We start from the raw sequence: 24344 nt of genomic DNA, 5'->3' as shown, positions 1-24344 counted from the left end.
CAGTCGTCGGGACGCGTCTGTTCAGGTCACGAAGACGAACACGGGGACCATCCCCGCAGGCAGATACTCGGAGAGCCTCAGCTTCAGGTGGTCCAGCCTCCTCGGCCCTCCGAGACTCGCCCAGACGCCGATCTCGCGGCCGTCCTCCCCTCCGGCGTTGATCGAAGGGGGCCCGTCGAGCCCGAGCTGGGCATAGGCCGGGTGGCCGAACCGGGTCGAGGTGAACTTCGGGACGGGAACGGTCGGGGCACACTGGTAACGCCTGGGGACCAGCGACCCCGGGCCGAAGTAGCTGAATCGAACGCAGCCTTCCTGGAGCCGATCAACGGTCATCGTGCCCGTCACTAGCGCCTCGCTCGCCTCCAGGCGATGACACGAAACGTCACCAAGGACGGTCGACCGCCAGAGGATGACCGGCGGCCCGGAGGCGATTGCGGCATCGAACGACCGGGGGTCGAGGATGGAGTCGGTGATCGTCAGGCAGTCGGCCCCTTCCGGGATCGAGATGGGCCCGGCAATCACGCGGCGGAGTTCGATCGAGACACCGACGGCGGGGGCCTCGACCCGGAGCGTCACCCCCGGAGGTCGGAACGCCACGCCGTCCTCCGCGAGCCCTCCGCCCGGGTCGATCGTGCAGTCTTCCAGGACAACAGCGGCGACTCCCGAGGGGATCTCGAGAAACCGACCGGCCCCGGTGATCAAGAGGCCCCGAAGGACCAGACGATTCCCCTTCGTCCCGCCCGCCGCCGCCCGGAATGCAAGGTCCGCTTCGGCGAGCACGATTGTCGGCCTCTGACGGTCGGCGGCCTGGATGACCAGCTCGTCGAAGACGGCCGGGAGGGTCAATTCTTCCTGATAGATCCGGCTGTCCGCGATCTCGACCACTCGCGATTTCGCGACCGATCCCGCCAGCGTCGCCAGCGCGGCGGAGAGCGTCGGGACGGCCGACCCCTTCGCGACCGTGACCGAGAGTACATCAAGCCCGGCCTTCGGGGAGAGGGTCGGCGCCCGGTCGTAGCCGCCCCCCCCGATCGACCCGCCGAGACCGAAGGCGTGATCGGTCGTGACCGAAGCAGTCGCGGCGGGCCGGATGTCACTCCCGAAGTAGGCCCGACCGAGCCGGACGTCGACCGCCACGTCACCTTTAGCGGGCTCGGTCCAGGCGCAGAGATCGGCAGCGACGACATCCGAGGCAGCCACCCCGATCCCGTCGACCATCAGCCCAAAGCCGGGCAGGCCCCGAGCGAAGCTGAAACGCTCGGGAGTGGGGTCGAGTCGGAAATCGGCCTGAGTTTCCAGGAACGATCGGTGGGTGATCGGGCCGTCGACATGGAGCTCATCGGCCCTCGGCCAGTCGCCCGCCGGGGGGCGCTCCGGAGGGTCGGGGTCCTGAAACAGGGGCGAGGGGATGCCGAGCGTGTGGAAGTGATAGGCACCCGGTCGCCCAGGGACGGACCGGGCCTCCACCCCCTTCAGCGGGATCGCTCGGAGCCTCCAGAGGAAGAACCCGACCTTCGCGGTGTGGTGGAGACCCGTTCTTTGAGTGGCGGGGCGGAAGTCGGCCGTGGACGCGGAGCGGTCGAAGGCGGTCCCGAGCCGGGCGACGGTCGCCGGGTCGCGGACGACGAGGGTCTCCCTGCAGGATGGGCGGAGGTGGATCATGTTTTGATGCCAGTTGATCCGCTCGAAGAATTCCACGACCCGGCACGAGTATCCGGTCACGTCGGCGGCCATCGCCTCCAACTGGCCGGGAGTCCCCTTCCTCCGCCGGTATGCGATCGTCCGGGAGACCTCACGACGGTTGTTCGCCGGATCGTCGTCGATCAGGTTCAGCGCGATCAGGTCGGCGATGTAGGAAAGGGCCCAGTCGTCGCAGGTCTCGGCGAAGTAGTTGTCCCAGTGCCGGTAGGTGTCCCTGTAGACGACCCCGGCCTGTTCCTCGGCGGCCCTCAGGAGTGCCTTGAGCGGGCCGCCCCGCTCGGCGTCGGAGCGCCGGAGGTGCTCGGGGAGGAGGCCGTAGAGGTCGGTGATCGGGCGTCTCATGTCGCCTCCAGATCGTTCAAGCCGCCGGCTAAAGTCAGGACAAACGAGGAGAGCGACGCCACCTCGTCGGGGCCGACGTAGACCGCCTCGAGGCGGCCCGACTCGTCGAGGAAAGCGTGGTCGGCCAGCTCGGAGTCGAAGGCATCAAGTCTGACCCACTCTACCCCCGGGACCGCCTGGAAGCTCGCGAGTAGACGGCTCTGGTGCAGGGTCTCTCCGAGCGGCATCGCATCCAGGTTCAGAGACACCTGGATAATCCCCAGGGCGGCGCCGCGGGCCACCGACTGCTTGAGTCCGGCGATGACGTGGAGGGTTATTCGGAAGCTGAAAGGGATCCGCTTTGCCTCGCGGATCGCCAGGGGGACGCTCCGGTCGCGTCGATGGTCGAGGTACTCCTTCAGGCCGGGTAGGACGGCCGAGAGCGGCTGGCCCGAGGCGGGCATGCAGGTCAGGACGACCCCGCGCCGGGAATGGAACTCGCCCCAGCTCGCCCTCGCCTTCCCCCCCCGGAGGTAGGTCAGGGCGAGCCGCTCGTAATCGAGGACCGAGACCGCCCGGCCGAGCGTGGTGACGCCCGCCGGGGCGTTCCGGCGGATTTCGTCCGGCGGCTCGGGCTCGGCTCCTCCCGCCGAGGCCATAGGATTGGTCACCGCCTTGACGCCCGGCCAGGTCTGGAGCAGGACCGAGATCGAGTCGGCCTCGGTGTTTCCCGAGAGGCCCAGCCCCTTGCGAGTCCTGACCCGGAGGTTCCCCAGGCCTGTCGGGAACCTCCGGCCGGTCTTCCCATCGCCGCCCCGGACCCAGGTCACCTGCGGCCCAAGTTGGTTGGTGACGAAGACCGCCTCGTCCGGTCCCCGCCCGAAGAGACTGGGGACCTCGGTCCACTCCGCCCCGTCGACAAACAGGCGGAGCGTGGACGAAGCGGCAGAGTCCGAGCCGGAGTCGGGCACGTAGGTGACGGGAGAGGCCGGGACCTCGAATTGCTGTGATGATTGGGATGCGTCTCCATCCCCGAGGACCGCCTCGCGTTGCGTCTCCCCGTGGGTCGCCCCGATCACGTTCCCGTAGAGCCGGGCACCAACAACATCCAGGTCCCAGGGAAGACCCGGCGTGATCCGGACCCGCCAGGCCGGGGCGACGGATGCGGGCCGGTCCGGGTCCGCAGAAACGGTCGCGACGTGCCCGAGCCCCCCGGAGGTGATTACCATCCGCGACCCCCGCTTCAGCCCGCTCGCGTCGGCCACGTAGAGGCTGGTCCCGCCGCCCGCCCCGCCCCTGAGGATCTGGCCCGAGAAGGCGAGGGGCGAAAAGTCCAGCGGATCGCCGAGCAGCTCGAAGGCCGAGAGGAACCGGACATCCGGCATTGAGGGGATCGAGTCCTGGAGAGTCAGTACGGTACTCGTTCCGGAGATCGGCCCGCGCGACTGGCCGGCCGAGCCCGAATCAACAACCACCGTCTCGAGAACCCAGGGCGACGGGCCTCCATATTGAAGGAGCAGCCGGGTCCCCTGCGTGAGCCCCTCGAAGTTCCCGTCCAGCGCGAGCGTCTTGCCGCCCCCGCCCGCGAAGGAGGTTTGCGTCACGACGAACTTCGGGTCGCCGGTGCTCGTGTCGGCCGCGACCTCGGCGATCTTGGAAATCGCGGACGTCGACTCGAATTTCGCGAGGGTCGTAACCCCCGATCCGGCGGGCGTCAGGTAGCTCGCCGGGGCGTGGACGCCGAAGGCTTTGAGGGTCCTCCCGAGCCGCGAGACATGCCAGTCGAGGACCGCCAGCCCGCCCATCGGGGCCGCCCACCCGACGTTCCGTCCGAGCGGGTGCGGGACGACCGAGGTCACGACACGCTGGACGGTCGCCGCCCCGCCGGTCTTGAAGAAAATCAGGCGGGAACCGACCGCGACCTTCGGGCCGTTGGAGTCGGAGACCAGCAAGCCCGAGCGCTCGAACCTTGCTCCGGCGGGATCGCCGAGCAGGGTCGGGCCGTTTGCCGAGTCCCGGATGGTGAGCGGACCGTCGGTCTCGAAGGTCGCGGCGTCGTGGCCGGGCTCGGGCACCGATTGCGTCTGAAAGCCTGCGGGGAGGGTTGCCGAGATTCCCGCGTCGGCCTCGAATGCGAGGAAGACCGAGGCAGCGACTCCCGGCGAAGCGCGGTAGCCGATCAGCCGGGCCATCATCTCGACCGACTCGCGGAGGACGGCCGTCCGGAGGAATCCCTCGTTCAGGTCCGCCTGGTTGTAGAACGCCTGGATGTCGCAGACGTAGGCCCAGAGATCGAGGATCGCCACCGCGAAGTCGTCGGGCTCTCGGGTCGTCAGGACCTGACCAGCCGTCGAGTCGTCGGGGGCGACGCTCCGGACCGGGTCGAGTTGGAGGCGATCCAGCATCGCCTGGCGGAACGTCGAGAAAGTCCCGGCCCTGGTCTCGACCCAGCTTTGACCAGGGCGAACGTTCACGGGCAGCGGGGTGATCGGCACGCGCGGCCGGCAGGCCGTGCAAGGATCGGGCTCGAACGCGTGGCAGCGACTCATTTCCCCCCCTCCGCGATCAGCCGGAGCACCCCGTTGTCGGGGAAGCTCGGGTCGTTGTCGAGCCGGATCACCTCGAACGGACCGACCGTGATCACCCCCGCCTGCTTCTCGCCGTAGTCCGCCCGATTGAGTCGCTTGAAGGTCGAGACGTGGGCCGCGAGGACCCCTTCCACGGCGACCGCGGCGGCGTAGAGCCGGCTGAGGTAGAAGGGCTGGCCGAACCGGAAGTTGTCGGGATGAAAGAGCCCGATCGATCCGTCCGGTTGGAGCCGGTTCGAGAGCTTCTCGGAGACCGCCCGGAGCACGTCGCCCCGGAAGTACTCGGGCCGGACGCAGATCACCAGCTCGATCTCGAGCGGGACGAACGTCGGCCCCCGGACCTCCAGGTCGTAGCCCGCCTGCCGACGAGTATCGAGGCGGGCTGTGACGGCCCCGATCAGGGGAGCCGGAGGTTCTTCGCGCCCCTTCGGGTCGATCGCCTCGAAGACGGTCAGCCAGCTCCCGGTCCATCGGAACGTGGCCGCCGCGTCGGAGACCCCGATCACCCCCTTGGCCACCCCGGCGTAGTCGTCCTCGGTGACGGCCCGGTACTGTAGGCGGCGGAACGCCTCGGAGGCGTCGCGACGGACCTCCTCGATCGGCTGCGGATCGACCCCACCCGTGGCCGGGAGCGGATTCCGGACCGAGCGGACTTCGGCCGGGACGAGGACCTTGGTGGTGAGCGTGTCGGCCCCGAGGTTCCCCCCCGCCCCGTTGCCGACCCGATACCTCACCTGGGCGACCGCCTCGGCGGTCAGGGCACGGCCGAGCCCACGCCCCCCGAACCGGAGGACGCCACGGCCGGCATTGTCGGTCTCGACGACGAAATCGGTCGCGTCGGGTCCGGAGTCGAGCAGGGTCGCCCGCTCGGACCAGACCTCTCCGTCCACCCGAAGCTTGACGGTGCTCCGGCCCTGGGCAGGGTCGGTCGTCCCCCAGGGCGTGAGCCAAGTCAGCGGTCCGAGATTCAGGGTGAGCGTCGAGAGATCGAGGTCTTCCAACGGGACCGTGGCTCCATGGCTGGCCCTCGCCAGGTTCCCCCGGACGACCGTAGCCGGCTCTTTGGGCGAATTGCTCTCCAGGCAGAAGTTGAATCGGAGTGCGTCGACCAGATCCCAGGTGACCCGCGTCACGTCCTGATGTCCGGCCGGCTCGAGCGGGTCGGTGAGGAACTCGACCCTGTTAATGGTCACGACCTGCCTGCGATCTCGGTCGGCCGCCGCTCTGACAAGGACGACCGAGCCGTTGCCGGCAGTGACTGGCCCGAGTTCCTCCTCGATCAGGAGCGACTGCCCGACCTTCAAGGTTGTCTGATTCTCCTTGAGGTCGACCGAGGTCGAGCCCCTGGGCAGGCAGCAGTGGGAGTTTCCCCAGGTATGGGGGATCAGCCGGTTACGGGCGAGATCGAGGTCGATTGACTCCTCGGTCTCGAAGACGACGGCCCGAGCCGGGTCCTCGTCGGCGGTCGCAACCGCCGTCCCGATGGGGAGCTTGACGGTGCCCGGCACCCCGGATGCAACCTCGAAGAAGAGGAAGGTCCGGGCCGCCAGGCCGTCGTGCATCCGGTAGTCGACCAGCCGTGCGTGCCGCTTGACACTCCGCCGCTGGCGGGCCGTGTCGAGGTATCGCTCGTTCGCGACGGCGTCCTGCATGTAGCTCAGCTGGTCGCCGGCGTAGGCGAACAGCTCGGCGAGGGTCACGGCCAGGTCGGCCTCGTTGGTCTCGTCGAAGCCGGGGACGCGGAGCGTGAGGAAGTCGAGAAGGGCCCTGCGTAGGCTGGCATAGTCCCGCGCGAGATAGTCGATGCGGGGGTCCGCCGGGAGCGGCGATGATGGCCTGGCGGGGGGCTTGCAATCGAACGGATTGTCGCAGAGGACCTTGAAGTTGAACGACCGGCAACGGTAGAGCGGGTCGAGCGACGGGTGGTCGACCCCGAGGAAATAGTCCGAGAAGTCGCCGAAACGATCGAGCGTGACTTCGAGCCGACCGGAGACGGCGTTTGCGTCGAGGATCTTGATCGACGATCCCGGCACTCTTGTGCCCCCCTCAATCCGGAGCTTGGTCTTGTCGAGACCGGGCGGGATGCCGTGGAAGAAGTAGACCGCCAGGACGCGCTGGACCAGAGGGTCGCCGTCGGGCTTGGGCACGACCTCGACGGCCTCGATGCCATTGACTCCGCTGGCCGGGTCCTGGACCGCGGCCCGCCTCGCGTCGTCGTTGCAGGTGAGCGGGGGCTGGCAGGTCATGACCGGGTGAACTCCACGCGGACCGGCTCGCGGGTGTCGCGGCGGAAATAGTCGAGTCGGACGTGGAGCGTGGAGTCCTCGTTGGTGATCTCGAGCCGGTCGACGACGATCCAGTCGCTCAGCCACCGGTCGAGCGCGGCGGCGGCGACGGCCTCGGTGGCCGTGGCGAGCAGCTCGAAGTTGGGGCTGAACAGGAGCCGTCGGAGCCCGCAGCCGAACTCGGGGAGGTTCACACGCTCGCCGGGGCTGGTGAAGAGCACGGCCTCGATCAAGTCGCGGACGTGGCCGTCGGCCTCCTCCTCGGCGGCGCGGCCCCGGAAGTCGATTCGGAAGGGCTGGGCGAAGTATCGGCTGGTGTTCACTGGCCGCTCACTTTCGTCTGGATGCCGCTGACGATCACCGTCCCCTGGACGATCCCCTCCGCCGACTTGCAGAGCCCGGTGCTGCTCTGGAGCAGGACCGCCTGGCCATTCATCTTCACCCGGGCCGCAGGCCCGACCCACTCCACCATAACGCAAGGCTGGGGCTTCAGGGCGACCACGAACGGGCAGCCGACCACGACGAACGTGTCCGAGGTCAGCAGGGCGACGGCACCTCCGAGCGTGAGCCGGGTCTGCGACGGGATCGCCTGAACCGTCGCCCCGTGCGGACACTGTATGGTGCACCCGAGTTGGAGGATTGGAGCGGGCATCGGGTCAGGTCACCTTCAGGGCGCCGTCGTTGATCGAGACTTCCGATTCGGTGATCTGCACCTTCATCCCCCCCTTCTTCAGCTCGATACCCTGGTCGGAGAGGGAGATCGTCGCCCCCCCCTTGTCGAGGATCTCCACGATCTCGCCCCCGTCGGTGTCGTCGAGCGTGATCTTGTGCCCGGCCTTGGTCTGGATCACCTTCACCTCGGGTCCCGAGACAGAGGGAGCCTGGCCCTGGGGCCAGAAGGCCCCCGCCCAGACCGGCTTGGCTGGATTGCCCGCCTCGAACTCGATCCAGACGTTGTCTCCGACTTCTGGGAGGATGAGAAATCCCTTCCCGGCCGGGGCGTAGGGCACGCAGGCCATCGCCCATCCGGTCGGCTGGTCGCCGAACAACTCGGGGACCTGGGCCTGGACCCGCCCCTGCTTGTCGGGATCCTTGTTGTCGGTGACGACCCCCCGGAACTTGCCGTAGAAGGACCGTTCCTGGCGGCGGGCCACCTCGGCCACGGCGGAGTGCGTCGCGTCGTTGTCGGGCATCTCATCGGACTCCCAGCTTCCGTCGGAGCTCGAACTTCTGGCAGTGCAGGTCGCGGGTGAACTGGTGGGCCACCTTCCAGACGAGGTAGGTCCCGTTGAACGAGCCGCTCGCCCCCCGGACCTCGACACGCCTCCGGGGGGCGAGCAGGTCTCGATACGCGGCGGTGTCGAGCTCGCCCCTTCCGATCACCAGCCATGAGAGCTTGTCGAGCTCGGCGTCGCATCTCCGCTTCAGCTCGGCCCGGGTCTCGGCGCCATGCCGCTGGAGTTGCTGGACCTTCTCGAAGCCGGGCGGACCGAGGAGCGCCTTGTCCTTGTCCGAGAGCAGGCTCCTCAGCTCGCTCCGGATCGGCCCCGGCGTGGCCTTGCCCTGGGCGTCGACCATCGAGGCCTCCACCACGGTCGGCCCGATCAAGTCGTAGTAGAACGTGGCGTTCCGGACGCAAGACGCCGGGTCCTGCCCGACCACCAGGGGCGTCGGGATTGGGTCGGCCCGGTCGACCCGGAGCGGCTCGAAGTGTCCCTGGTCGGTGTCCCCCTTGGGCTCGACCGAGAGGTCGCAGCCGTTCTCCTCGGCCAGGGTCCGGAGGAACTCCAGGTCATTCTGCGGCTGGGCGGGCTGGCCCCGGTTGGGGTTGGGAGCGCCCGTGTCGGGCACCCCCGAAGTCGGCGCGGCGATCTTGACCCGGTCGAGGACCTTCGCCACGATCGACCGCAGCGGCATCTTCGAAAACGACCCGCCTCCCCGATTCCGCTCGAGCTTTTCCAGTGCGTCCATCCCCACGAGTTCCAGCTCGCTCTGGCAGGGGTCGGACTGGAAGTTCATCTTGAACTGGGTGAGGTAGCCGTTGATCAGCCGCCGCGAGACCTTGTCGATCGTGGCGTCGACCTTGATCGGGACCATTGGCGTGAACGTCCTCTCGGCCGTGGACATCCAATCGCCCGAGGGTTCCATGCCCATGACGAACTTGAGGCGGAACATCGACTTCTGGCCGACACTCCCCTCGACCTCCAGCGACCTCAGCGAGCGCAGGAGGTCGGCGCCGGCGGGCTTGCCGTCGATCGAGATCCGGACGCTGGATGGGATCGACTGGGACATGGGGTCGGCCTGCCTCGGTTCGCGAATCAGGGGCGCGGGGGGACCCGGATCACCGAGCCGATCACGTCGATCAGCTCGGCCGGGTCGATGACCTCGTTGGCGTCGGCGATCCGCCAGTAGAGCTCCGGGTTGCGGTAGAACTCCATCGCCAGGAGATCCTGACGGTCCTGCTGGACGATCCTCCGGCCGACCACGCCCGGAGTCGGCGGGATGAACCGGGTCTTGACCAGAGTGATCGTCCGGCCCCGCCCGTCGGTCACGGCGTACGTCTCGAGGTCCTCGTAACGGCTGCCCGGATGGAACACGCGAAGCCTCCCCTATTGCGGGTCAGAAGACGGGCAGGGCGCCCAGGATCGACTGCACGTTGTTGACCATCTGGAGACGGGCGACGACCCTCATCTGACGCTCGGTATAGTCGTAGACGCCTCGCGCGGGATGGTCGCTCGGGAGTCGCTTCTGGATCTCCAGGGTTAGCTCGACCTCGGCCCGGATCGGGTTGAGGAGGCGGTCGAACTCCTGCTCCTTGATGTTCATCCCGCTGAGCCGGACCGGCAGGACGCGACCGGGACCCCAGACGAAGAGGACCAGCGGCAGTTCGTCGGGCGGGGTGTTCAGCGAGCCGGCGGGGGCGGCGGCGGCGAACGGGTTGAGCGCCTGCTGCTCCTTGGAGTACAGGAGCATCTCGAGCGCGGCCAGGGCGGGGCGTATCCCGAAGAGTGGGGTGATCGGGTTCCCGTCCATCCCGAGGTCGTCGCCGTCGAATTCGGCCTTCAGTGAAATCGTCTCGTTGGGCGGGCCGTCGACCCGGAAGGCCTCGGCCTGAGTGGGCTCGCCCGACCCGCAGGCCGGGGCCCGCTTCTGCTGGAGATTGCGGGTCAGCTCGGCCGGGTTGTACTGGAAGACGATCACGTTGGGGAGCGGTCCCAGGAACCCGCCCGCCAGGCTCACCAGCGCCGCCTTGGCGACCATTCGGAGACTCCTCGGTCACTTGGTGATCAGGTCACGCACGGCCTTCCGCACGTCGACCTGCGGGGCGATGAATTCGAGTTGATCGAGCGATAACCGGAACGGCTCTCCGAACGTGTAGGCCACAGGGAACCGCAGTCCGATCTTGAAGTCGCCGCCCCACTCGAAGGCGGCCAGCTTCCAGGTCTTCGAGTACAGTTCCACGGTGGTCACGAACAGGTCGGCCTCCACTCTCGCGAAGGCGTCGAGCTGGAACCGGAGCCTCGGCTGGGCGAACAACTCGGCGGCCCCCATCGCGGTGAACTTGCCGCCCACGTAGCGGAGGTCGACCGGGACCGAGAGGGCGCCGAAGAGCCCGGCGGCGGCCGTCGCCTGGATCCCGCCAAGTGCCTTGACGATCAGGAGACTGACCCCGATCCCCCCCGCCAGCACGAGCGAAACCTCGGCCGAGGCCGGGACGTACAGCTCGCCGGAAGCCTGGAAGCTCGCCGGGCTCGCCTCGGCGCTCGGGTCGAAGGCCGCCATGATCCTCGGCTTGCGGATCTGCCCCGGCCCGATCCCGGCCCTGGCATTGAGCGAGGCCGAGAGGTTGGCGATGATGCCGACGCTCCGGCTCCCGAACGAGATCCCGAAGATGGGGATGTCGAGGGAGAGGCCGAATAGCCGCTTGTTGTAGGCGAACTCGGGGAACAGGATGATCGGGTCGGGCAGGCGGAGTTCCCCGGCGATCCTCGCGGTCCCGTTCTCGCGGACCTCCAACATGACCGTCGCGATCAGACCGGGGACGATCTGGTAGCTCAGCTCGCCGCCGCCGCTGAGCTTCGCTTGCGGGCTGAGCCGGCCGAAGACCCGGCCGGAAAGCCGGCCCTTCCGGTAGTCGAGGCTGGCGTCGCCGGAGAAGAGCCCGCGGGCGTACCGAAGGTTGACGTTCCCGCCTTCGAACCCGGGGATCGCGAACCCCGCCGAACCGGTCCCGGAGAGATCGCCGTTGGCGTAGGCGACGGTGAGGGACGGGTCGCGGAGGCCGGGGATTGTCCCCCGAGCCGTACCCCCGAGACTGTACTGGCCGAGCGAGTTGGCCGAGAAGTCGAGCGTCGCCGCGCGGAGGCCGGGGATCGCCAGGACGACCGAGCCGGTCCCGTCGAGCTTCCCGTCGCTGACCTCGATCACCGCGCGGGCCGAGGTCACGCCCGGGAACTTGAACTTATCCTTGCCGACCGCGATCCGCCCCCCGAGCCTCCCCTGGCGGATCCAGGCCTCGCCGCTCGCCTGGTCGAGACCGGGAATCTGGAGGTCGACCACGCCCGACGCCGAGAACCCCGCCCGGTTGTTGAGGGTCGCGGTGATCCGGCCCCGGGCCAGGCTCCCGTAGCGGAACGCGAAGCCTCCGGCCGCCGTGAACTCGCCATCCGCCGCGCCGATGGTCAGGTCGCACTGATCAACAACCAGGCCCGGGATCGGCAAGGCCTCCCGGATCTTCGCGGGCGGGATGCTCGCGCGGGCGGAGAGCGCCTCGTCGCGGATCTCCATCTGGACCTCGGCCGCTCGGAGGATCGGGAGCGAGGGCCTGAGGATCCCGGACGCGGAGAGCTTCCCCGCCTCGAACTTCGGGGTCAGGAGGGCCTCGCTGAGGAACCCGAGCGAGATCCCGATCGGCACCGGGGCCGCCCCGAAGTTCAGGACTCCCCCGACCACGGCGAGGTCGAACTCCGGGAAGGTCCTGTTCTTCAGCGGCATCCTCCGGACCCGATCGGAGAGGTTCGCCCGGAGGGTGGCGTCTTTCGGCCCACTCACGGCGGAGACTCGGCGAAGTTCCAGCCCGGGGACGGCGAGACGCTGGTCGGGGTTGATGGTGTACGGGGGCGCGGCCTCGGTCGGGGTGCCATACCCCGTGACGCGATCGACTCCGCCCGCCTTGTACTCGAGCTTCTTGCTGAAGGCCTGGTCACGGCTGCCCGCCCCCGTGGCGACCCTCCCCATCGGATATCGGAGCGGGTCGGCGGAGAGGCACGGGTCGGGCGAGGGAGCGTCGCCCCCACGAGCGGCGTCCGTGAAGACGAGGATATCCGTGTTGGTGGGGCGGCCACCGAACTGGGCGTTGGCGACCCGCGTGATCTGACCTGCGAGACTGGCCCCTGCCTGCTGGTTGCGGCCACGGCTGAGGAGCCGGAGGTTGCCCGGGTCGTCCGAGCCGCCGATCTGAAGCTCGACGATGTGGTCGGGAGAGCACTGCGACTGCATCGCGGCGCGGACCTGCTCGGCGGTCTGACCGGCGCTGTTGGTCATGCCCGCCCTGGACCGCTCCCAGACCGGCCAGAGGTCGAGCGTCCGGCCGGCGTGGGTCGTCCGGAGGGCCTTCTGTCGCCCCAGGGTCTTGTAGACGTTGACCAGGAAGCTGTGATCGGTCGCATCGCTGGCCTTCTGACCGAGGACCAGCAGCGGCTCGGACGCGGGCAACTCGACCACAGCACGCTGCACGACGCCGGCCGATAGCCGGCTGACTGGCCCCGCGTCCCGGCCTTCGGCGACGGCGTGGGCCACGCGATCGGCCTCGCGCTCGGCGGCGGTATCGGGTGCCCCGAGTTCCAGGCTGGCTTGAACGGCGACCGGGGCGTCTCCCTGCTGGGCGACGTGAGTCAGTTCGTGCGCCAGGAGCTTCTGGCCCGAGGAGCTGTCGGGATCGAACCTGCCCGAGGAGAAGAAGACGTGCTGGCCGACGGTGAAGGCCTGGGCGCCGATCTGGCGGGAGAGCTTGTCGGCCGAGGCGTCGTCGTGGATGCGAACACCCGAGAAATCGCGACGGCCGAACCGGGGCTCGAACGCCGCTCGGGCACCCGGGGGGAGCGGACGGCCCCCGGACTGGGTGGCCGCCTGGATCTGCTTCGCCACCGGGGGCGATAGCACGCCCGAGGCGGCCGATGGCGAGGCCGCCTGTCGACGGACGACCGCCTTCTCGCGGTCTGCCTCGGCACAGCGTTCGCACGACCCCTCGCAGGAGCATTTGCGGAGGACGGTCCCCGGCTTGACGGCGGTGAGGGTAGGAACGGGCGTAACCTTGGTCGTCACGACGCCCCCCCTTTCCTCTCGGCGAAAGCGGCCGCCGTGAAGGCCGAGGGGCGTCCCAGCTTCTCGAACTCGCGGCGGGCGGCGCGGGCCAGCAACTCGGGAGTGACCACCCCGCCGTCGGCCGCGGCGAGATACGCGGCCGTCAGCGCGACATTGCGGATGCCCGCTCCGGTCAGGATCAGGCCGTCGGCCAGGGCTCGGTAGTTCAGCCCGCTCACCCGGACCTGATCCGGGAAGCTCTTCCGCCAGAGCCGCTCGCGAAGCGAAGGCTCGGGGGCCGGGAAGTCGACCAGGAAGCGGAACCGCCTCAGGAATGCCTCGTCGATCGCGTCCCGGCGATTGGTCGCCAGGAGGACGACCGCGTGCTCGGTCTCCTCGATGAGTTGGAGGAGGTAGCTCACCTCGATGTTCGCGTAGCGGTCATGGCTGTCCTTGACCTCGGTCCGCTTGCCGAAAAGAGCGTCGGCCTCGTCGAAGAGGACGACGCAGCGCGCCCGCTCGGCCTCGCGGAAGACTTCACGCAGGTGCTTCTCGGTCTCGCCAATGTATTTACTGACCACCCGGGCGATGTCGACCCGATAGAGCTCGCGGCCGAGATCGCTCGCGACGATTTCCGAGGCCATCGTCTTGCCCGTGCCGCTCGGGCCGGAGAAGAGGGCGTTGACCCCCAACCCTCGGGAGAGCCGGGCGCGAAACCCCAGGCCATCGAGGACCCGGGACTGGTTCCGGACCTGGTCGCAGAGTTCGCGGAGCTTGGCCTCGGAGTCCGCCGGAAGGACCATGTCCTCCCACCCTCGGAGGCTCTTGAGCGGCTGTGAGAATTCGCCCATCCTGTGCCGGGACAGATCGCGGCACGCCGCCCGGAGTTTCTCGTGAGGCCCGCCCAAGGTGCCGGTCAGAGCGATCGCTGTGGCTTCGAGGATTTCGGAACGAGTCAAGGCAAAGTCGGCGATGTCCAGGGGCACGTCGGACCCGGTCGATTCCCTCCAGATCGCCTCACGAGTGGGCCTTGAGGGACGTTCGACCTCCATCGAGATCCATTCTCCGGCGGGGACTCCGGGAGGCTTTCGTATGGGGGCTTCCGAGCCGAGGAATGCCACCGATCCGGAGTCTCGAAGAAGTCGGAACCAGGTGTCGGTCTCGGGGCCGGGCTCCGGGGCGCATCCGCCCAGGAACAGCGCCGTCTGCTCGATCAGCCCTTCGCGGACCAAGGCGACCGCCTCCGCTCGCGAGAATCCGGCCACGTTCGCGGCCAGGAGCGGCAAGGACAGTCCGGAGAGCGCCTCCGAGGCGAAGGATTCGAGGTCCTCCTCCGGGACACCGTGGAGGTTGACCAACCGAGGGCCCTCCGAACCTGACAGCCGATCCGACAGCGCATTCCCCTCCCGCCCGGCTGCTCGATACCGCAGGCGGCCGGAGAGTCGCGAGTCGGGCAGCCTCCGGCCGAGGATCGCGTCGGCGACTCGGGCCTCGGCCCTGACCGTCCGGTCCGGCAAGGGCAAGCGTGGCCCTTCCAGTTCGAGGAACTCGAACCGGAACAGGACCGAATCGGGCCGGAGGCTGTCGCGCGAGGCGACCCATTCGTCGCGAGTCTCGCAGAACAGCCGCCAGGCCAGCGCGACGGTCGGCCAGCGCGAGTCGCCACCCTGAGCATTCGCGATGAGCCGTCCCAGCCCGTCGTCTATCTCGGGGGCGACCGCCAGGAGCAGGAGATTGCTCTCGAAGGAGGTGAGCCGGAGCACCTCGGCGAGCCTCAGGAAGGGAACGGCGTCGGAGTGCTCGGAGACCACTTCCAGGAGCGACGCTTCCTCGCCGGGCGCGGACCCTTCGAGGCGACGGGCGAGTCGCTCGAACGCGGCATCCAGGAAGGCACGGTTGAGGTCGGCGACGGCCGCCATCAGGTCACCTCGAAAACGAGGGCTGGGTCCATATCGAGCCCGCCGGATACGTTCGCCCGCCAGGTCTGGTTCTCGACGCCGTTCAAGCGGACACGCACCGGCAGTTTCCGGCCCACCCTCGGTGATGCCGGGTTATCAGGATCGGCGGGGATCTTCAGAGTCGCCTTGATGAGGGCGGGAAGGCCCGAGAGGTCAAGGTCCGCGTCGGGGACCGCGTAATTCCCGAAGAAGACCGAGGGCCGAAGCGGGTGGCGAGTGTCAGGGTTGTCGATCCCGAGCATCGTGCCCTGGATCCTGACCGTGACCGTCCCGTCGAACGGCCCGGCGCTCGGAACGATCAGATCGACCTTGGGAAGGAGTTGCAGGGGCCTCGGCTCGGACGTCGCCACGCGGCCCCCCGCCAGATCAATCCGGGCCGAGACCGTCTTCAGGCCCGGCTGGAAGAGCGCCGGGTCGTTGGGGATCGTGAAGTGGACTCCGGTCGAGTCGCGAGTCACCGCGAGTTTGGCGGGCGATCGCGGGAAGCCGGTCCCGAAGGAGTCGGCCAAGATCACGGCGAGCGAGGGGTCGCCGAACCGGTCGCCAACCAGGGTGACGGGCTCTCCGGCCGCAACGCTCGAAGGTTGCAGGTCGACCAAACCGGGCCCGATCGCGAGGGCGGGTGCCACGGTGATCGAACGCTCAAGGACCGGGAGGGACGAACTTCGGGGCCTCATCGAGTCGACCCGGATCACCGAGACGTGGTAGGCCACCGCTCGCTGGAAGTCGGCCTTGATCGCCGTCCAGAGCTTCGAAAGGTCGTCGAGGTCGAGCGACCTGGGGGTAATCTTGATCGATTCGAACTCTTGCCGGAGCCCGGAGTCCAGGAGGGGACCGCCAGGTGCCTTCAGCCGCATCGTCTTCGGGTTCAGGATGGCGGCCTCGTGGAAGACGCGCATCACGTCGGCGAGGGTCTGCTGGGCCTCAAGCTCACTCTGGGATGCGCCGGGCAGGAAGCCGGGATCGACCTCGGCATTCTTGCGGCCATAGCTGGTGATGAGGTAGCCCAATTCGAGAGGCATTGGGGGCGACCCGAACTCACCGGGCGACTGCCGACGGGGGTCGTCCTCATTGCGGAGGTGGGGGTTCTCCTTCACGTGATAGAGGAACAGGTTCACGCGCGGGACGTCGCCGGTATCGTCGGTCTTGGGCACGCCGAACGAGACGATGACGCCCGCCGTCTCCATCCGGTCGAGGAGCAGCGAGCCGAGGGTGGAGGTCACTTTCTGAACGCCCTGGATCCCCGCCATGGATCAAGACCCCGAGAGGCTGCGTTTGAATTGGAAGCCGGAGAAGCCCTCGAAGCTCGCCACCGGCCTGGCTGGCGAGGGGGCCGCGCGAGGCGGCTCGGGCCTTGGAGCCGGGGCCTCGACCCGCACGTTCAACTGACCGATCCGGACTTCGATCCTTGGCGCACCGCCGACTTCGGGGACCTTCGGCGGTCCTCCCGACTCCCGTCTCCAGCGGTCCTTCGCCACACGGACCACCTCGCGCTCGACGCGGGAACGCGCCTCGACGGGTAGCGTCTCGATCCCCTTCGGCCAGACGATGCGGACCTCGGCCGGCTCGGATCGAGGGCCCTGTCTCGCCTGCGGAGTGGCGGGGGCTGGCGTCTCCGAGTCCGGCAATACCTGCGCGTCGGGAGACGAGATCGGGCTAGTCTCGGACGAGTCGTCCTTGCGCGGGGGCCTGGTTAGAATTCGCTCGGCGGAAACGGATGAGATTGGTGGCGTAAGTGTCGGAGGCTCCTCAATGGACCGTCCGGGGCGAGCCTCGGGTCCAACGGGGACTGGCTCGATGCGGGGAGAGACCTCCTCGATCGGCGAGCGGTCGGGCGTCTTCCTCGTCTCCTGGCTCGTGGGAATGGGAACGGACGGAGGCCGTGGCGGCGTCGAGGGCCCCAAGTTCGCGATCGGGGGCCTCAGCCCGGCGGGGGTCTCGGCCCGGATGGCCTGCGAGCGGGGGCCGACCGGAGTCATGGCGGAGGGCTCGCGTTCGGCGATTCGCCGGTGGGTCGCGGCGGCGGCGGGCAGCGGGAGCCGTGACCGCCGGACGATGGTCTGGAGGTAACCTCTCATGCGAAGTCCTCCTCCTCGTCGAGAACCATCCCCCGGCAAAGATCGATGTAGGCCCGTCGTCTCGGGGCCGGCAGGCGAAGGATCGCGTCCTCGCTCCAGTGGTAGTAGGTGGCCAGGGCGTGGACCTCGCGGAGCAGGACATCGGTACTCCGGCGGAGGCCGGTGAGCCAGGCGGCGACGAGGTCGTGACCGGCTTCGAGGGGTTCGCCGCAGCCGGGGCAGGCCCCGGCGATCAGGATCGCGCCCAGCGGGTCGGCGTTGGACAGGGCTTCCTCGGCCACCTCCTGCCAGGGGGCGGCCTCGTCGCGAGAAGTCCCGAGGCAGGACGCCACCAGGTCGAGCGGGTCGGAAGCCGCCTCCAGATCGGCGGGGCGCGGCAGTCGGCAGTCGCGGGACGCCTCGCCCAGGCGGATCACGATCGGCTCGTCCACGTCCGGGGGCTCGAACGCGTCGAGGTCGAGCGTGAGCTCGATATCCTCCTCACAGGCCGGGCAATTTGCGACCGCCGATACCTCGCCCAAGCCCTCCGCCAGCGCGGCCCCACGGACCAGGGAGTGGCGGTCGGCCAGGCTCAGGGCGTGGACCTCCCCCTCGTCGAGCGATCCGGTCACGCACGCCAGGGCCGCGGAGAGGGTCCGTTCGCGGGCCGCGCGGGGGTCGAGGTCGAGGCGATCGAGCAACAGGGCCGGGTCGGCCGCGCGTACCTCGATCACGCGGCCCGAGGCCGGGAGCCGGACGGGGCGAACCCGTCCGGGGTCAGAGCTCGTTTGGTTCGGTGACCGACTCATCGCGTTCCCAGCCCTCGCACTCGATCTTGATCGACTCGATCGCTACCGCATTGGCGTTGGCGTCGAGCTCGGGGGTGGCCAGGTACTCGCTCACCCAGCATCGGAAGATCTTGTAAGAGATCACCTTCTGCCCGGCCTCGTTGAAGATGTCGAGCAGGACATCCTTGCGGAAGCTCTTGAGCGCGACCTCGGCACCCGCCGCCGCGCCGTGGAGGAAGGCCAGGTTCGCCCACTGCTCGAAGCTGGTGTCGTGGGTGATCCCGCGCGACAGGGTGATCGCGTCGTAGTCGGTCCGCCCCGGTGCCTTGTGGGGGTTGTTGGGATCGCCCCCCTCGCGGTGCTTGACGACCTCGGTCGTCCGCTTCAGCGGGGTCATCTTCGAAAGGCCGGCCACGTACCGGCCGTCCCACTTCACGCGGAACTTGAAGTTCTTGTAAGGGTCGAATCGAGTCAGCTTGTTCGCCGTGAATATCGCCACGCTCTGGGCTCCTCTGGTCAGACGGGGATCTGCCCGGCCAGTTGGCTGAACTTGATGACCACGAACTCCACCGGCTTGAGCGGGGCGAATCCCACGAGGATGTTCACGATCCCCTTGTTGATGTCATCCTGCGTGGTCGTTTCCGCGTCGCACTTGACGAAATAGGCCTGCTTGGGGGTGGCTCCCTGGAAGGCCCCCTGGCGGTAGAGCGACTGGAGGAAGGCCCCGATGTTGAGCCGGATCTGGGACCAGAGCGGCTCGTCGTTCGGCTCGAAGATGATCCAGCGGGTCGATCGGTAGAGGGTCTCCTCGAGGAAGAGCGCGGTCCTCCGGACCGGGAGGTATTTCCACTCCGAGGCCTGGGCGTCGGCCCCGGCGAGCGTCCGGGCGCCCCAGCAAACGCTCCCGACGATCGGGAAGGTTCGCAGGCAGTTGATCGCCAGCGGGTTGAGGTCGCCGTTCTCCGGGTCGGTGAGGGTATATTGAAGCCCCATGGCCGCGTTGATCTTGGCCTCCTCGCCGGCGGGAGCCTTCCAAACACCCCGCTCCTGGTCGGTCCGGGCCATCACGCCGGCCATCGCCCCGGCGGGCGAGAAGAGTCGGGGCTGTCCTTTGATGAGGGGGTCGGCGAAGTAGACATCGGGGAAGTAGGTGACCGAGTTCTTGTCGCGGAGCTGGTCGATGTCGGTCGGTTTCACCTTATCCTTGGTCACCCAAGTCGTCGGGGGGTTGACGATCAGCATCGCCCGCTTCTGCCGGCAGTACTGGAGGCCCGCCGACCAGACCGAAGCCGGGACGTCGAGGGGAGCGACCCCCTCGTTGGGGGAGTACGAGGGGATCACCAGGATCGTGAAGATCTCGGCATCCTCGAGCAGGAACATCCCCTTCTTCCCTTGCGGACCCGTCGTCGGGGCGAGGTCGCTCGCCGTCAGAGCCGAGCCATCCGACGCGTTGCCGACGGCCTCATAATCCCCCTCGGCGGGCCGAGCACCTGGCACGACCCCCGAGACCGCGATCAGATTCGACGAGTTATCGAGGACCGTCTTCACGAACGTGGGCGAGGTCGCCAGCACGCTCACGTTCCGGAAGACCTCCGTGGTGATGTCGTTCTGGCCGGAGACCGGGTCCTTCAGGCTCAGCTCGACCTTCAGGTTGAACTCGTCCACCGCAGGCGTGCCGGGGCCGCTGACGTCCCGGGTGTCATGGTCGACGCTGATCTTCAGGCCGTTGGCCCACGCCCCCGGGTTTGTTGCCGTGAGCGGGAGATTCCCGCCCCCGGGAGGGGTGAACGTGAGCGTGCTGGCGTCGGCCGGGGCCACGCGGACCACGTAGGCATCGGCCCCTCCGTTCTGAAAGTACTGCTGGACGGCGTGGCCCAGCTCGCTGAAAGACCAGAGGCCGCCGAAATTCCGCTCGAAGTCGCCGAATCCCTTGATCCGGACAGGGCGGTCGACCGGCCCCAATCGGGCCCGACCAACGAACGCGGCGACCGCCGTCGGCACCCCCACGACGGTCCGGACGGGACTGGCGACCTCCTCGATGTAGATCCCGGGGTACGACAGTGTCGAAGGCATCGGGGCCCCTTGCGTTCGAGCCGGAAGTTGGTTAAGCGGTGATCACCCGCACGATGAAGATGTCCACGGTGATGGCCCCGGTCGTCTTGTTTTCGATCTCGACCGAGGCGGCCGAAGCCGCCAGCGCGGCGGCCAGGTCGCCCCCGCTCGCCAGGAGGGGCGAGGTGAGCTTGAACGCCTTCGCGGCGCCGCCCGGATCGAGCGTACAAGTGATCAGTTCGTCGTACTTGGTCGACGAGATCAGGAGCAGCGCAGGCGCGGCCTTCGCGGCGGGAAGAAGGTTGACCGACTGCTTCTCGCCGGCCCCGAGCTTCAGGACCAGCCGGTCGTATCCGTCGGCCGGCACCGACCAGTTCATATTCAACGTCGGCCCGCCGGGGACCTGGATATTCGCGCCGACGAGGACCTTGATCTCCATGCAAACTCCCCCGGTCCGGCAGAGCGGACCATTTGCGCCGGCATGTTTAAATCATGCCGATCTCCTGAAGTCGCGATGAACCCCGGGTCGCCCTCGATGATATGGACGAGACGACGCAGCAATGACCGACGATGACGATCGCCCGATCTTCCGGCGGACCGGAGGGGGACGACTCGTGCCGGAACTCACCCCATGAACACGGGCGCATCTCGTGCAATCATGAGATTCAAGCAAGGATCAGAATGTGTCTCTCCGACCGAACGGGGGTCATCATAGTTCGACCGGATGGTCCACTCAAGCGTCAATTTTATTTTTCGGGATTTTGGCGAATATTACGGCCAGGCTCGGCCTCCGGACAGCGTCCACGGTCGGGCAGAGGGTCGATTTCGCGATCGTCGCCATCCGAAATCCAAGCGACTTTCTCGCCACCAGCCACTCATTTCCCCCCGATCCGTATCGGGCAGGAAGGCCGCACATCGACGCACGCGAACACGATCCTATCGAGGGACTGCTTCGAACTTGCATCGGGGTTGGCGAGCATCACGCCGCCCCTGCGACCACCCCGCAATGAGGGGCGTCCTCATCGACGACGGTCCGGCTCCCGATCACGAATCTCGCCCGGCATGCATTTATCGCGAGACATCCGATCCCGGTGGGATAGAAACATCGAGGGACGTCCTCCATCAGGAGCCCGTGGGCGTGTGCAACTTCCCGTGTTACTGTCGATGCTGCCACTCGAAATGTGGATCAGTCGAGCCTCGCGAACTCGAGCGAGATCCGGGAGGCCTGGCAGCGGTCCCTCCGATCATCCCGACATCCGCCGATCGTGCTCATCCTGGAGTTTGTCGAGCCTACCTCTGGAATCCCGCCGAAATCGCCAGCCCGAGAATTCGACCTCCATCGACCGACCAATCCTCCTCATCCAGGTGAATCATGCCGAGTCCGACCGAGTTCACCCCGAACTTTTCGAGCGGAAGCCACTCCGGACGGGGAGAATCCCTGCTTCGCCGGTGCTTCTTCCTCCTGGCCCTGACCTTCCTCGCGACATCGAGTCGCGCCGAGGAGCCCGTCCCGAGTTCGGCAGGCTTGCCGCCTTCGACGAGCGAGCCGGGGCGTAGTCCGGGAGACTGGCTGATCGACGGATCCTCCGCGGTGGCGAAGGTCCACCGAGGTGGCTCCGATCGAGAAATATTCCTTGAGAATGGGCTGGTCCGCCGGACCTTCCGTCTGGCACCGAACGGCTCGACGGTGGGGCTCGATCACCTGGGGACCGGGGAGTCGTTCCTGAGGAGCGTCCTGCCCGAGGCGATCCTGGAGCTTGACGGAAAGAAGGTGGAGGTCGGCGGCCTGGTCGGCGCGAAGATCCACAATTTCCTCGAACCCGAGGCTCTCGATGCGCTCGATGCCGATCCCGGGGCCTGGCGTTGCGTCGGTTTCCAGGTGGGTCGGACCGAGGCCCGCTTCCCCTGGCTCCCGCATCGCGAGTGGATCGGCCGCGATCTCCCCTGGCCCCCTCCCGGCGTGAGGCTTTCGTTCACCTATCGACCGACCGACCCGGCCGTCCACCAGGGTGTCTCGATCCTGGTCCATTACGAGCTCTACGACGGCCTGCCATTGTTCGCCAAGTGGTTGACCATGCAGAACAATTCGAAGGTCCCTGTGACGGTCGACCGTCTCGTGGTGGAGCAACTCGCGGTCGTCGAACCCGAGTCGCTCGTGGGTGCCAAACCGGTCGAATTCCGCCAACTCTGGCGAAACCTCGACGTCTTCTCCGACTACGCGTTCGGCGGCGGGATGACGGGCCAGGTCGACTCGCCTGCGGTCCACTGGAAGAGCGATCCGGCCTACGAAACTCAGACACATTACCTGAAAGAAACGCCCTGCCTCCTGGAATGCTCGCCGATCGTCGGACCCGACGCCGAGATCGAGCCGGGCGAGACGTTCGAGTCATTCCGAGTCTTCGAGCTCTTGCACGACGGGAGCGACCGCGAGCGTCGAGGTCTCGCCCTGAGGCGGTCCTACCGAGCCCTCGCACCCTGGGTGCTCGAGAATCCCATCCTGATGCACGTCCGGAGCGCCCAGCCGGACGCCATCCGTCTGGCGATCGACCAGTGTGCCGAGGTCGGCTTCGAGATGGTCATCATGACATTCGGCAGCGGTTTGAACATGGAGGACGACTCGCCCGAGACGCTCGCCCGGATCAAGCAGGTCGCCGACTATGCGCACTCGAAGGGCATCGCCCTTGGCGGCTATTCGCTCCTGGCGAGCCGATCGATCAACCCCACGGAGGACGCGATCAACCCGGCGACGGGTAAACCCGGCGGGATGATCTTCGAGAATTCTCCCTGCCTGTGCAGCCGATGGGGCCGGGACTATTTCGCCAGGATTCGTCATTTCTTCGAGGCGACGGGTTGCGACGTCCTCGAACACGACGGCTCCTATCCGGGCGACATCTGCGCCTCCACGAAGCATCCGGGCCACAAGGGTCGTGCCGACTCGCAATGGAAGCAGTGGGAGGCGATCCGAGATCTCTATCATTGGTCGAGGGCCCGGGGGATCTACCTCAACGTGCCCGACTGGTATTTCCTCGCCGGCTCGAACAAGATCGCCATGGGCTATCGGGAGACGAACTGGTCCCTCCCCCGGCATCAGCAGGAGATCATCGAGCGGCAGAACATCTACGACGGGACCTGGGAGAAGGCCCCGAGCATGGGCTGGATGTTCGTCCCGCTGAGCGAATATCACGGGGGCGGGGCCGCCGCCACCATCGAGCCCCTCGCCGAGCATCTCGACCACTACGAGACCAGGCTGGCCAACCTGTTCGGGGCCGGGGTCCAGGCTTGCTATCGGGGCGCCCGGCTCTATGACACCGACGCCACCAAAGCGGTCGTCAAGCGTTGGGTGGACTTCTACAAGGCCCACCGGGCGATTCTCGACTCGGACCTGATCCACCTCCGACGCCCCGACGGTCGCGACTGGGACGGCTGGCTCCACGTGAATCCCGAGCTCAAGGAGCGAGGGTTGGCGATGATCTACAACCCGCTCCCCCAGGAGATCGACCGGACGATCAAGGTCCCGCTCTATTACGCAGGCCTGACCGGAAGGGTCCAGGTCCGAGAACAGGAGGACCTACCGAGGACGATCGCCCTCGATCCCCGGACCGACACCGCCGAGGTCCAGGTGAAGATCCCGGCTCGTCAACGAACCTGGATCGTGTTCGAGCCGGCAACGGATTGAATCCCGGAGCAAGTCCGAGGTGCGACCCTCGACCGACGATATGATTTCCAGGCGACCATCAGATGCGAAATCCCCCGGAATCCGACACAAGGATTCCGGGGGATTCCCGGTTTCGCCGCGAGTCAATCGCCGATTCAAATGGAGACGAGGGGGATCGAACCCCTTCACGATTCCCCTTGTTTCGCAAAGTTTAGAAGTATAGATCTGCCGTGGCAGAGCTTTATGTGTTCCACGATTTTAGCGTTGGTGGTCTGAATCGAATGCCGATGCGATTTACTGCTCGGCGTCGGAGTCTGGACTCGGACGAAATAATTGGCTTGCTCTATAACGCAAAGCCGACATGGGCTGGATAGGGTACGCGTGTCCTGTTATGCTGGCTCTGCTATTGAATGTCTAGTCGAGTAAGATCGGTTAGGGAAGGAAGGGGTCGAATGTCTGTCGAGCAAAATGACAATACACCGGGAAGATGGAACAGTCGCTTCCTTTATATCACCATCAAATCCATCAAACATATTCTTGGGCTTTCTCTTTACATCTACATTATCTCAAAACTATTTATTGTCGATATTGACCACCTACTGTTTCGACAATTTTCGCCTTCTTACGAATGGATGC

Annotated in this window: 18 protein-coding genes; 2 read left to right on the top strand and 16 right to left on the bottom strand. The window is 67.3% G+C overall.

The annotated features are described in order from the left end of the window. Positions 1 to 21: 21 nt before the first annotated feature. The 12 genes from P12x_RS04020 to P12x_RS03965 are packed head-to-tail and all read right to left on the bottom strand — an operon-like array spanning position 22 to position 16406. On the bottom strand, positions 22 to 2043 hold the full coding sequence (locus P12x_RS04020) for a phage tail protein (protein WP_435009547.1): 2022 nt from the start codon (positions 2041 to 2043) through the stop codon (positions 22 to 24). Next, positions 2040 to 4571: a hypothetical protein gene (locus P12x_RS04015; protein ID WP_435009546.1), complete on the bottom strand. Its 2532-nt coding sequence runs from the start codon at positions 4569 to 4571 to the stop codon at positions 2040 to 2042. The genes P12x_RS04020 and P12x_RS04015 overlap by 4 nt, the downstream gene beginning before the upstream one ends. Then, positions 4568 to 6856, bottom strand: coding sequence for a baseplate J/gp47 family protein (locus P12x_RS04010; RefSeq protein WP_435009545.1), 2289 nt, complete (start codon positions 6854 to 6856; stop codon positions 4568 to 4570). Before P12x_RS04010 ends, P12x_RS04015 begins: the two co-directional genes overlap by 4 nt. Further along, the gene (locus P12x_RS04005; protein ID WP_435009544.1) at positions 6853 to 7218 is read right to left on the bottom strand and encodes a GPW/gp25 family protein; all 366 of its coding nucleotides are present in this window, start codon (positions 7216 to 7218) and stop codon (positions 6853 to 6855) included. The genes P12x_RS04010 and P12x_RS04005 overlap by 4 nt, the downstream gene beginning before the upstream one ends. Further along, the gene (locus P12x_RS04000) at positions 7215 to 7547 is read right to left on the bottom strand and encodes a hypothetical protein (RefSeq protein ID WP_435009542.1); all 333 of its coding nucleotides are present in this window, start codon (positions 7545 to 7547) and stop codon (positions 7215 to 7217) included. The genes P12x_RS04005 and P12x_RS04000 overlap by 4 nt, the downstream gene beginning before the upstream one ends. Before the next feature lie 4 nt (positions 7548 to 7551). After that, positions 7552 to 8088, bottom strand: coding sequence for a phage baseplate assembly protein V (locus P12x_RS03995; protein WP_435009541.1), 537 nt, complete (start codon positions 8086 to 8088; stop codon positions 7552 to 7554). A 1-nt stretch (position 8089) separates the two neighbouring features. Beyond that, positions 8090 to 9187, bottom strand: a complete 1098-nt coding sequence (locus tag P12x_RS03990) for a hypothetical protein (RefSeq protein WP_435009540.1) — start codon at positions 9185 to 9187, stop codon at positions 8090 to 8092. Positions 9188 to 9213: 26 nt separating this feature from the next. Continuing rightward, entirely contained in the window at positions 9214 to 9492 is a 279-nt protein-coding gene (locus P12x_RS03985) for a hypothetical protein (protein ID WP_435009539.1), read from the bottom strand. Between the two features lie 22 nt (positions 9493 to 9514). Further along, positions 9515 to 10156, bottom strand: coding sequence for a hypothetical protein (locus P12x_RS03980; RefSeq protein ID WP_435009538.1), 642 nt, complete (start codon positions 10154 to 10156; stop codon positions 9515 to 9517). 15 nt (positions 10157 to 10171) lie between these two features. Next, positions 10172 to 13219 carry an eCIS core domain-containing protein gene (locus P12x_RS03975; RefSeq protein WP_435009537.1) on the bottom strand — a complete coding sequence of 1016 codons (3048 nt, stop codon included), beginning with the start codon at positions 13217 to 13219 and terminating at the stop codon, positions 10172 to 10174. Continuing rightward, the gene (locus P12x_RS03970; protein WP_435009536.1) at positions 13216 to 15117 is read right to left on the bottom strand and encodes an ATP-binding protein; all 1902 of its coding nucleotides are present in this window, start codon (positions 15115 to 15117) and stop codon (positions 13216 to 13218) included. Before P12x_RS03970 ends, P12x_RS03975 begins: the two co-directional genes overlap by 4 nt. Further along, positions 15117 to 16406 (bottom strand): DUF4255 domain-containing protein, encoded by a 1290-nt coding sequence (locus P12x_RS03965; RefSeq protein ID WP_435009535.1) that lies wholly within the window; start codon positions 16404 to 16406, stop codon positions 15117 to 15119. Before P12x_RS03965 ends, P12x_RS03970 begins: the two co-directional genes overlap by 1 nt. A 547-nt stretch (positions 16407 to 16953) precedes the next feature. Between P12x_RS03965 and P12x_RS03960 the strand changes: the two genes are divergently transcribed. Further along, a complete protein-coding gene (locus P12x_RS03960) occupies positions 16954 to 17226 on the top strand; it encodes a hypothetical protein (protein ID WP_435009534.1) in 273 nt (90 codons plus the stop codon). A gap of 4 nt (positions 17227 to 17230) precedes the next feature. Here P12x_RS03960 and P12x_RS03955 read toward each other — a convergent pair whose 3' ends face one another. The 4 genes from P12x_RS03955 to P12x_RS03940 are packed head-to-tail and all read right to left on the bottom strand — an operon-like array spanning position 17231 to position 20492. Continuing rightward, on the bottom strand, positions 17231 to 17947 hold the full coding sequence (locus P12x_RS03955) for a hypothetical protein (protein ID WP_435009532.1): 717 nt from the start codon (positions 17945 to 17947) through the stop codon (positions 17231 to 17233). Between the two features lie 43 nt (positions 17948 to 17990). After that, entirely contained in the window at positions 17991 to 18500 is a 510-nt protein-coding gene (locus P12x_RS03950) for a phage tail protein (RefSeq protein ID WP_435009531.1), read from the bottom strand. Positions 18501 to 18517: 17 nt separating this feature from the next. Beyond that, positions 18518 to 20074 (bottom strand): phage tail sheath family protein, encoded by a 1557-nt coding sequence (locus P12x_RS03945; protein ID WP_435009530.1) that lies wholly within the window; start codon positions 20072 to 20074, stop codon positions 18518 to 18520. Positions 20075 to 20105: 31 nt separating this feature from the next. Next, complete coding sequence (locus tag P12x_RS03940; protein ID WP_435009529.1) at positions 20106 to 20492, bottom strand: hypothetical protein; 387 nt, start codon at positions 20490 to 20492, stop codon at positions 20106 to 20108. A 933-nt stretch (positions 20493 to 21425) separates the two neighbouring features. On the opposite strand from P12x_RS03940, the gene P12x_RS03935 reads away from it, so the two are divergent. Next, complete coding sequence (locus tag P12x_RS03935; RefSeq protein WP_435009528.1) at positions 21426 to 23729, top strand: hypothetical protein; 2304 nt, start codon at positions 21426 to 21428, stop codon at positions 23727 to 23729. Positions 23730 to 24344: the final 615 nt, after the last annotated feature.

This window comes from Tundrisphaera lichenicola (genome assembly GCF_051175385.1).
GTDB classification, from domain to species: domain Bacteria; phylum Planctomycetota; class Planctomycetia; order Isosphaerales; family Isosphaeraceae; genus Tundrisphaera; species Tundrisphaera lichenicola.
This window is presented reverse-complemented; position numbering and strand designations above follow the sequence as displayed.

Bases quoted from the DNA above. Each gene is read 5' to 3' on its own strand.
- P12x_RS04020 (WP_435009547.1), bottom strand. From the start codon at position 2,043: ATGAGACGCCCGATCACCGACCTCTACGGCCTCCTCCCCGAGCACCTC.
- P12x_RS04015 (WP_435009546.1), bottom strand. From the start codon at position 4,571: ATGAGTCGCTGCCACGCGTTCGAGCCCGATCCTTGCACGGCCTGCCGG.
- P12x_RS04010 (WP_435009545.1), bottom strand. From the start codon at position 6,856: ATGACCTGCCAGCCCCCGCTCACCTGCAACGACGACGCGAGGCGGGCC.
- P12x_RS04000 (WP_435009542.1), bottom strand. From the start codon at position 7,547: ATGCCCGCTCCAATCCTCCAACTCGGGTGCACCATACAGTGTCCGCAC.
- P12x_RS03995 (WP_435009541.1), bottom strand. From the start codon at position 8,088: ATGCCCGACAACGACGCGACGCACTCCGCCGTGGCCGAGGTGGCCCGC.
- P12x_RS03990 (WP_435009540.1), bottom strand. From the start codon at position 9,187: ATGTCCCAGTCGATCCCATCCAGCGTCCGGATCTCGATCGACGGCAAG.
- P12x_RS03980 (WP_435009538.1), bottom strand. From the start codon at position 10,156: ATGGTCGCCAAGGCGGCGCTGGTGAGCCTGGCGGGCGGGTTCCTGGGA.
- P12x_RS03970 (WP_435009536.1), bottom strand. From the start codon at position 15,117: ATGGCGGCCGTCGCCGACCTCAACCGTGCCTTCCTGGATGCCGCGTTC.
- P12x_RS03965 (WP_435009535.1), bottom strand. From the start codon at position 16,406: ATGGCGGGGATCCAGGGCGTTCAGAAAGTGACCTCCACCCTCGGCTCG.
- P12x_RS03960 (WP_435009534.1), top strand. From the start codon at position 16,954: ATGCGGGGAGAGACCTCCTCGATCGGCGAGCGGTCGGGCGTCTTCCTC.
- P12x_RS03945 (WP_435009530.1), bottom strand. From the start codon at position 20,074: ATGCCTTCGACACTGTCGTACCCCGGGATCTACATCGAGGAGGTCGCC.
- P12x_RS03940 (WP_435009529.1), bottom strand. From the start codon at position 20,492: ATGGAGATCAAGGTCCTCGTCGGCGCGAATATCCAGGTCCCCGGCGGG.
- P12x_RS03935 (WP_435009528.1), top strand. From the start codon at position 21,426: ATGCCGAGTCCGACCGAGTTCACCCCGAACTTTTCGAGCGGAAGCCAC.